General features: G+C 49.4%; 7 protein-coding genes and 1 pseudogene. All 8 read right to left on the bottom strand.

Annotation, left to right across the window (positions count from 1 at the left end; genetic code table 11):
- Positions 1-171: 171 nt before the first annotated feature.
- Positions 172-1,173 carry a TDT family transporter gene (locus ACTTK6_RS14860; protein WP_462833815.1) on the bottom strand — a complete coding sequence of 334 codons (1,002 nt, stop codon included), beginning with the start codon at positions 1,171-1,173 and terminating at the stop codon, positions 172-174.
- Between the two features lie 79 nt (positions 1,174-1,252).
- Positions 1,253-3,484, bottom strand: coding sequence for a molybdopterin oxidoreductase family protein (locus tag ACTTK6_RS14855; protein ID WP_462833814.1), 2,232 nt, complete (start codon positions 3,482-3,484; stop codon positions 1,253-1,255).
- A 20-nt stretch (positions 3,485-3,504) separates the two neighbouring features.
- A complete protein-coding gene (locus ACTTK6_RS14850; protein WP_462833813.1) occupies positions 3,505-3,912 on the bottom strand; it encodes a hypothetical protein in 408 nt (135 codons plus the stop codon).
- Between the two features lie 195 nt (positions 3,913-4,107).
- A complete protein-coding gene (locus tag ACTTK6_RS14845; protein ID WP_462833812.1) occupies positions 4,108-4,431 on the bottom strand; it encodes a four-helix bundle copper-binding protein in 324 nt (107 codons plus the stop codon).
- A gap of 128 nt (positions 4,432-4,559) precedes the next feature.
- Positions 4,560-4,742: a YjzC family protein gene (locus ACTTK6_RS14840; RefSeq protein WP_462833811.1), complete on the bottom strand. Its 183-nt coding sequence runs from the start codon at positions 4,740-4,742 to the stop codon at positions 4,560-4,562.
- Between the two features lie 156 nt (positions 4,743-4,898).
- Positions 4,899-5,027: pseudogene (locus ACTTK6_RS14835) on the bottom strand (KGG domain-containing protein); the annotation flags it as partial.
- A 487-nt stretch (positions 5,028-5,514) separates the two neighbouring features.
- Positions 5,515-5,814 carry a hypothetical protein gene (locus tag ACTTK6_RS14830; RefSeq protein WP_462833810.1) on the bottom strand — a complete coding sequence of 100 codons (300 nt, stop codon included), beginning with the start codon at positions 5,812-5,814 and terminating at the stop codon, positions 5,515-5,517.
- Positions 5,801-6,712 (bottom strand): STAS domain-containing protein, encoded by a 912-nt coding sequence (locus tag ACTTK6_RS14825; RefSeq protein WP_462833809.1) that lies wholly within the window; start codon positions 6,710-6,712, stop codon positions 5,801-5,803. The genes ACTTK6_RS14830 and ACTTK6_RS14825 overlap by 14 nt, the downstream gene beginning before the upstream one ends.
- Between the last annotated feature and the right edge of the window lie 236 nt (positions 6,713-6,948).

The following is a 6,948-nucleotide window of genomic DNA, read 5'->3' as shown; positions in this document are numbered from 1 at the left end:
TACCGTATCAACGGGGATTCTGTCTCTTTTTTATCGTTAATGGAAATAATTGTTAGTAAACCCGCAACAAAAGAGCTATTTTTATCATGCAGCAAAAATATTTTCCTCTTCGTGTAATTCATATACCTTCTCTTTACATCAACTATTTCTTTAAAGGAAAAAGGAAGCTTTTTAAGCATCAGTTTTCACTGACACGATATAATTTTTAATACACAGCATCCCCTCCGCCACAAGTAAAACCAACAGAACCCACGGTCCGGCCGTGAGAATCCCATTTTTAATAGGAGCTAAAAAACTCATTCCTTCAGGAAGGGAAAGGTTTTTAGTAAATACGTAAAACATGCCGAACGTAAAATTTCGGGACCATTGCGAGACAGCGTAGACGCCTAAACCGGCTATCGGTCCCTCATAAACAAGTCTTTTCCCAGCACGGAACAGTTCTATACTTTCAATCATAATAAAAAGGACGGAAGTGAGTATCCAAAATCCAGCCAGAAGCCCGGGAGGAAAGACAGCCAACTTGACAGCGGCCGTGCCAGAGATGGATAAAGCTCCGTGAATAATACAATTGGTATTGGCCCAATATTTCCAGAAGCGTTGAAAAATAAAGGGAAGACTCACTACATAAAAGAGAAAGCCGATGGCTAAAAGCAATACACCAATAACGATCGGGAAGGCTGTCGAGAACATTTTTACATATAACAGGATGAGTGACTGGGTGCTGACAGTGGTTAACAGCAACACGCCGTGCGCCTGTTTTCTGGTTTCGCGGTCTTGCGTGAGTGTGCCTAATTTTTTAGCGACTACTCCTGTATAAACGATCCACACGGCCGTACTGATTACGAGCAGAACATAAACAGGGACCAGGGACCATTCGGCATATTCGAGAAGCAGCTGGGCAAGCACAGAACTCCCGGCCACCCACGTACCAATACCAAAAAACGGTATCGTACCTATTTTCGATAACTTGGTCGTCCGGGGATTTACCCACGTGTATACGATAGAAACAAAAATATATCCCCACAGGAAGCACGTAATTATAGCAAGACTTATCCCAATCGCACTGGTTAAAGGAAAAAAAGAGACAAAGGGCCCCAGCAGAAAGATCCCCCATGCCATTACAATCGCCCCGGATGGGGGCTGATTTTCTAAAACGGCGTTGCTCGGCTGCATGGCACCCTCCTTCCAGGCTGCTTGCCAAAAAGTAAAAATATGCTCCGGCATTTTACCTCTCAGGCTCTTTCGACAGGCTCTATATTTTTTCGATCCGGCAGGACGCGTGCTTGAGCATCGGTTGATGGGACAACGGGTCCACCGCGTCAATCGTCAGTTCATTGACTGAGGCTTCTCCGTCCCAGTTGCCGTAATGAAACGGAATAAACACTTCTCCCGGCTTGACTTCCCCCGAGATACGCACCGGCACTGTAATGGCACCGCGCGGGGAAACGACCCGCACCTCTTCGGCGTCCGTCACCTCCAGCTGCCGGGCATCGTCTTCATGTAGCTGCACGAACGCTTCCGGTGCTTTTTCTTCCAGATTCGGCGACAAGCCTGTCTTAGTACGAGTGTGCCAGTGCCAGACCAGGCGCCCGGTATTTAACCACAATGGATAGGCTTCCTTCGTCTGTTCCGGCGGCCCAAAGTAATGGGTCGCATGGAAGATGGCTTTCCCATTCGGATTAAAGGACTGGTATTCTTCCTGCGTGTATGGGCGGCCGGTATCCATAACCTTACCAAAACTCTGCGCATCGTTGGTTTTCGTATGAAAAGCTCCATCGGCATACAGCCGCGTTGTTCCTTCCGGGCGCGTTTTCGGCGCCGGCCAGTGGATCCCGTTCGCTTCTTCGAGCCGGTTGTAGGTCATGCCGGTCATATCACTCGGGCGCCCTTCAGATACGCGTTTCCATTCCTCGAAGGCCTCTTCCGGGGTCGCGTACTGAATCAACGGCTCCCCGTCCTGGTCGGTAAAGCCCATCCGCCGGCTGAAATCTACAAGGATTTCCAAGTCGGTCCATACCCCGTTAGGCGGGTCCACCGCTTTTCGCAGCACATTAATGGTCCGGTCGGCGTTTTCCATGGTGCCTTCCTTTTCGCCCCACATCGCCGGCGGCAGGATGACATCAGCCACATCCGTCGTTGCGGTGAGAAATGGATCCTGCACGACCACGAAGACGTCTTCCATCGCTTTTCGCGCCCGTTCCCGGTCCGGCAGGGAGACCAGGGGGTTGGTATGAATATTCCAAAAGAAGCCGATCTTTCCCTTTTCCATCATTTCCAACTGCTTGATAATCCCTTTTTCCGGCCCCACCGGCAGGGACTCCTGATCCACGTTCCATAAATCGGCGATTTCCTGCAGATGGTCGGGGTTTTCCGGGTTTCGGTTACCGGGATAGGTGCCGACACCGCCCACGGTCCGGTTGCCGGAGGAGCTCGGCTGGCCGGCCATATGCAGCGGACCGCTGCCGGGCTTTCCGATCAGTCCCCGTGCCAGATGCATATTGTTGATCGCCACACAGGCGGCAGTCGCATCGCTGCTTTGAAAGGCGCCCTGCAGCGTCGTCGATACCAGGCTTTCCGTATGTCCCAGCTGCCGGGCCGCTTCCTGCAGCTGTTCCACAGGGACCTGTGTTACTTCACTCGTTTGGTCAAGGGACCATCCCTCCAGGGAATCTTTCATTTCCCCATAATGGATGGTGTGCTCATCAATGAACGGCTGATCCACCTTTCCGTGGTGGAGAATCTCCCGGAGCAGGCCATTCAGCAGCGGCACGTTTGTCCCGGGCTGCAGCTGCAGGTGAAGATCTGCGTGCTGGGCCGTTAACGTTTCTCTTGGATCCACCACGATGATATATGGTTTTCCCGTCTTTTCTTTTCGTTCCATGACCCGGTCAAAAAAGACAGTGCCGGTTTCGGCCGGATTATGGCCAAAGAACATGACGGTTTCGGCTACATCGAGGTCTTCGAATGCGGCTGGTACGCCGTCGGAGCCGAACGACTGCAGCAGGCACCATTCGGTCGTTGCAGTGCAAAGGCGGGTGTTGGCATCCAGCAGGTGCGTTTTCAGGCCGGCCCTTCCGACTTTTGCGATAGAATAATAATCCTCTAAAAAGCCCTGGCCGGTCGAATAAATGGAAAAGCCGTCCCCGCCTTTTTCTTCCACGGTTTCCTTCGCTTTTTGAACGATCAAATCCATCGCCTCGTCCCAGGACGCTTCCTCGAGCTCGCCCTGCTGGTTGCGTATTAACGGGCTCAAGAGCCGGGTCGCATGGTTATTTGGGATCCACTGATCCTTCGCCTTGGGATCGAGGCGGCCCAGGTTGATATCGTGCTCCGTTTTCCCCCGTATGCCGACAATCTGATTATCTTTGACCGCGATTTCCGTGCCGCAGCCGATGGAGCACAAATTACACGTACTGTGGACCCAGCGGTCGACGGCCCCGGTCGTATCGATATGTGTGTCTGTCCGGTATGGTCCCCATTGCATGGATATCCCTCGTTTCTTCGTTATTTATATAATGCCGGTGCGACGTAGCGAATGTTTCGGGCCGACAAATGATCCGTGCCTTCCGCCACATGTTCAAGCACTTCTTTCATGTGACTGAACGTCTGTTCCATGTGCTCAAGCACCGAGGCGTCTACGGCCTGATTCTGCTGACACAGCCGCTTCCATGCCTGAAAATTCAGTTTTTCCACTTCATCGTCCCGGTAAATGATTTTTAGATACCGCTTGATGTTCTCATCATCCGAAGGGTGCTGGTCCAATTCATGCAATACCGACGTGAGCATCGCCTTCTTTTCGTTTAACACCAGATGAAATCGTTGTTCCAGGGCGTCTTCGAACATCGGCAAATGCTCCAACAAATCATCGACGTGCTCATTTAAATCTTCCACATACGATCGTAGTTCCCCCATTATATTTCCCTCCTTTGCTGAGACTTTCAGTCACACTTCCATGGCTTATGTTTTCTCGTTCTTTTTACTTCTTTTTCAGACCCCTGGAGAGAGTCTGGAACCAGCAGCCTCTTTATTCAATACCTATACAAAACAAATCCCGGGGAAAATGCTTCCCCATTCTCCCCGGGACCACCCCATGTAAACGTTATTTCGTTATACCGCTGCCATTTCCCTGCAAGCTTTCGCACAGCGGCGGCAAGCTTCTGCGCAGTCCTGACAGTGCTTAGCTTCGTGCTTCGCACATTCATCGCCACAGGCCTCACAAATGTCTGCACACACACGGCAGACCTGTTCGGCAAACGGGCTGTTGCTCTGCATCGACTTGGCAGCTAAAGCACAAATGTCAGCACATTCGCGATTCAGGCGGATGCATGCTGCCATCATTTTGACATCGTCTTCCTTTAAACAATCGTCAAAACAGCGATTGCACTGTTCCATGCAATGAAGGCATTCGTTGATGCACTCTTCGTACGTCATCGTTCCCCTCCTTCGTCTTGCTTTTCCCGAGATAAAACGCTTTCCTTCTTCTTCATATAAAGGGAACAGACCCAACTTGTAGAAGTGCCTGTTCCACTATTATACTGCTTTCTATGATCGACTGATGCTTAGGAGGATTTTTCCCAGTACGCCGCTTCATTTTCCGATGGCGATGGTGGGAACTGATCGCCTTCGTTCAATTGAATGGTAGTGTTATCATCGCTCGCGTTATTACCATTCACGAGACTTTTCACTTGATACGTGCCGCTTTCCGGTGCTTTTTCGCCGGTTTTAAATTCTTGCTCTGCCATGGTAATCCTCCTTAAATGGATTTATTAACGGAACTCGAGTATATAAATTGCTTTTCGACCAATAACCTGTTAATTTAGAGTCACTCCTGGCACGCTTGTAGGGAAGCTGATACGGGAACCTGGTGACTCCAATACTGCTTAGCGGCGGTCGTTGGAGTCGCTGTTGTTATTGGAGCCATTACCGGAGTTCTTGCCGCCTTTTTGGCCGATCTCTTCGTAGAATTCTTTGTTGTGTTCCTCACTGGTGGTTTCTCCGCCTTTTTGGCCAGCTTCCTCGCGGGTCATTTTGCTGTTGTTTTCTTCATTGTTCTTTGCCACGATGATTCATCCTTTCTTTTTTAATGTGATAATCGCTTGGTTTCGACAGCTGTTATCCTCTTATTTCCTGTGGGCTGCGGAATCAAGCCATAAAAAATAAGCCGAAAAAGACACATCTATCGTTGTCCTTCTCGGCTTATTAGCAGGCATTCATTCCTCTAATTGCAGCCAGTCACGTATATGGTTTGTCGTCATTGGAGCCGCTTGTTCAAAACCAAGTCATCATCCATGGTGCTACTTTTTCTGTTCCCCAGGAGGTTATATCCTTAAACATCTCTTTCCTATTTCTTTCCACCGCTTGATGAGGATTGTATGCAAAATCCCGTTAATGCGGGTCTTTGCGCTTGATTGATCACAAGCCATCCGTTATTTTCATTTCTTGGAGTAACTCGTGGGTAGAATAGCAAGCGCTTCGTAAAAGAGAAGGGGGAGCAGCAATCCATACCTCTCCCTTCTATAAGTGAAGTTGAGATAACGTTGGGGGCGCCATGACCACATATTCTTTGGTATGAGGAGCCACCAGGGCTTCTTCTTCTGGCAACGCCCAAAAATGCACCAGGTCTTCCTCGTGCAAAAAATGCATATCCAAGCTCAAGCGCGCTTCCTGCTCCAGGGTTAACGTCAGTAGGTGTCGGTCTGCTTCCAATAGTTGATGGTACAAATCTATACGAACTTCCTTGGAAATACGTCGGAGAGCTCGCCGAGCCTTGTATTGGTCCAAAGAGACGAGCACGCTTTGTTCACCTTCTTTCATCAAGGGTACCTTTCGATGATTGTTTTATCGACCTTAGGAACAAAATGTCTTCGTCATCGTCAGTGGGGGCTTGAGTTCTCAAAAAATACTCGTTGAGCGCCTGCTGTAGCGAACCCAACGTTTTGACCTGCGGTTTCCACGCCGTCGTGGAGGCAGCCATATCCTGGGCAAGGGCGGTAGGAATCCCTGTCATGACGATTTCACATCCCATCAAGGAGGCCCCATCGATTACGTTGTTAAACATATCGATCTTCCCTGCTTGCTGGTACTCTAACCCGGAAAGATCAACAATCAGCGTCCGAATTTTCCGTTCGGCAACTACAGTCAACACCTTTTCGATTAACAACTCTGCCCGGCGCTCATCCATATTGCCAATGACCGGCAGAATGCTGACGAAGGTACTAACCGGAATAATAGGGGCGGATAAGGTTTGCACCAGTTGTTCCTGCTCCTGCAGAACATCCTCTTTGTAGGTGGTATAAGTTTGCACAAACGTATTTAAAAAGAGATCCAGGCAGTCATTGACCTCCCGTTCCCATAAAAAAAAGGAGGCTCTATCGGTCTCGTTTGTTAATTGATGATATTGTTCGATGAACATCCACACCGTTCGGCGCAACGCGTGGACCCATTTCAGCTTAAACGAGGGGTCAATCGCCGCCACCGCCCACGCCTCTCCTTCGTAGCGCCCGAATGTTTGTAATTGATCTTTGTCTCCCTCCAACGTATATGTGGTGACCTGTCGGGCATTTTGAAGAAGATCGATGCGCCCGGTCTGCAAAATTCGTCGAATATGATCCCGGATCTCCTCGTCTTCCGCCAATAACGTCTGTTCAAATAGCTGGTCGTTTTCGCTAAAAAAGGTTTGAAGCGACATGGAAGAATCAAATGTAAAGTGCATGCAGTCTTGTCTCCTTGTTTTGTAATAAAAATGAATCGTTTCGGTAGGTATACATAATGAACCTTTTTCATCAAAAAAGTCACAGATCTCCCGAGAGAGTTCTGTGACTTAGTACTGGCGCTCGTCCAGTCCTTCCTGTCCCATCATATCGTCGCGCCTTATTATCACACGTAAGTATCACTAGTTTTCATCCTTTGTTCATGGCTCTTCTCTTCCTGCTTTGGACCCATAACCAC

The sequence above is a fragment of the Marinococcus salis genome, from assembly GCF_054971365.1.
Note: the sequence above shows the minus strand (reverse complement) of the source record. Positions and strands in the feature narration are given on the sequence as shown.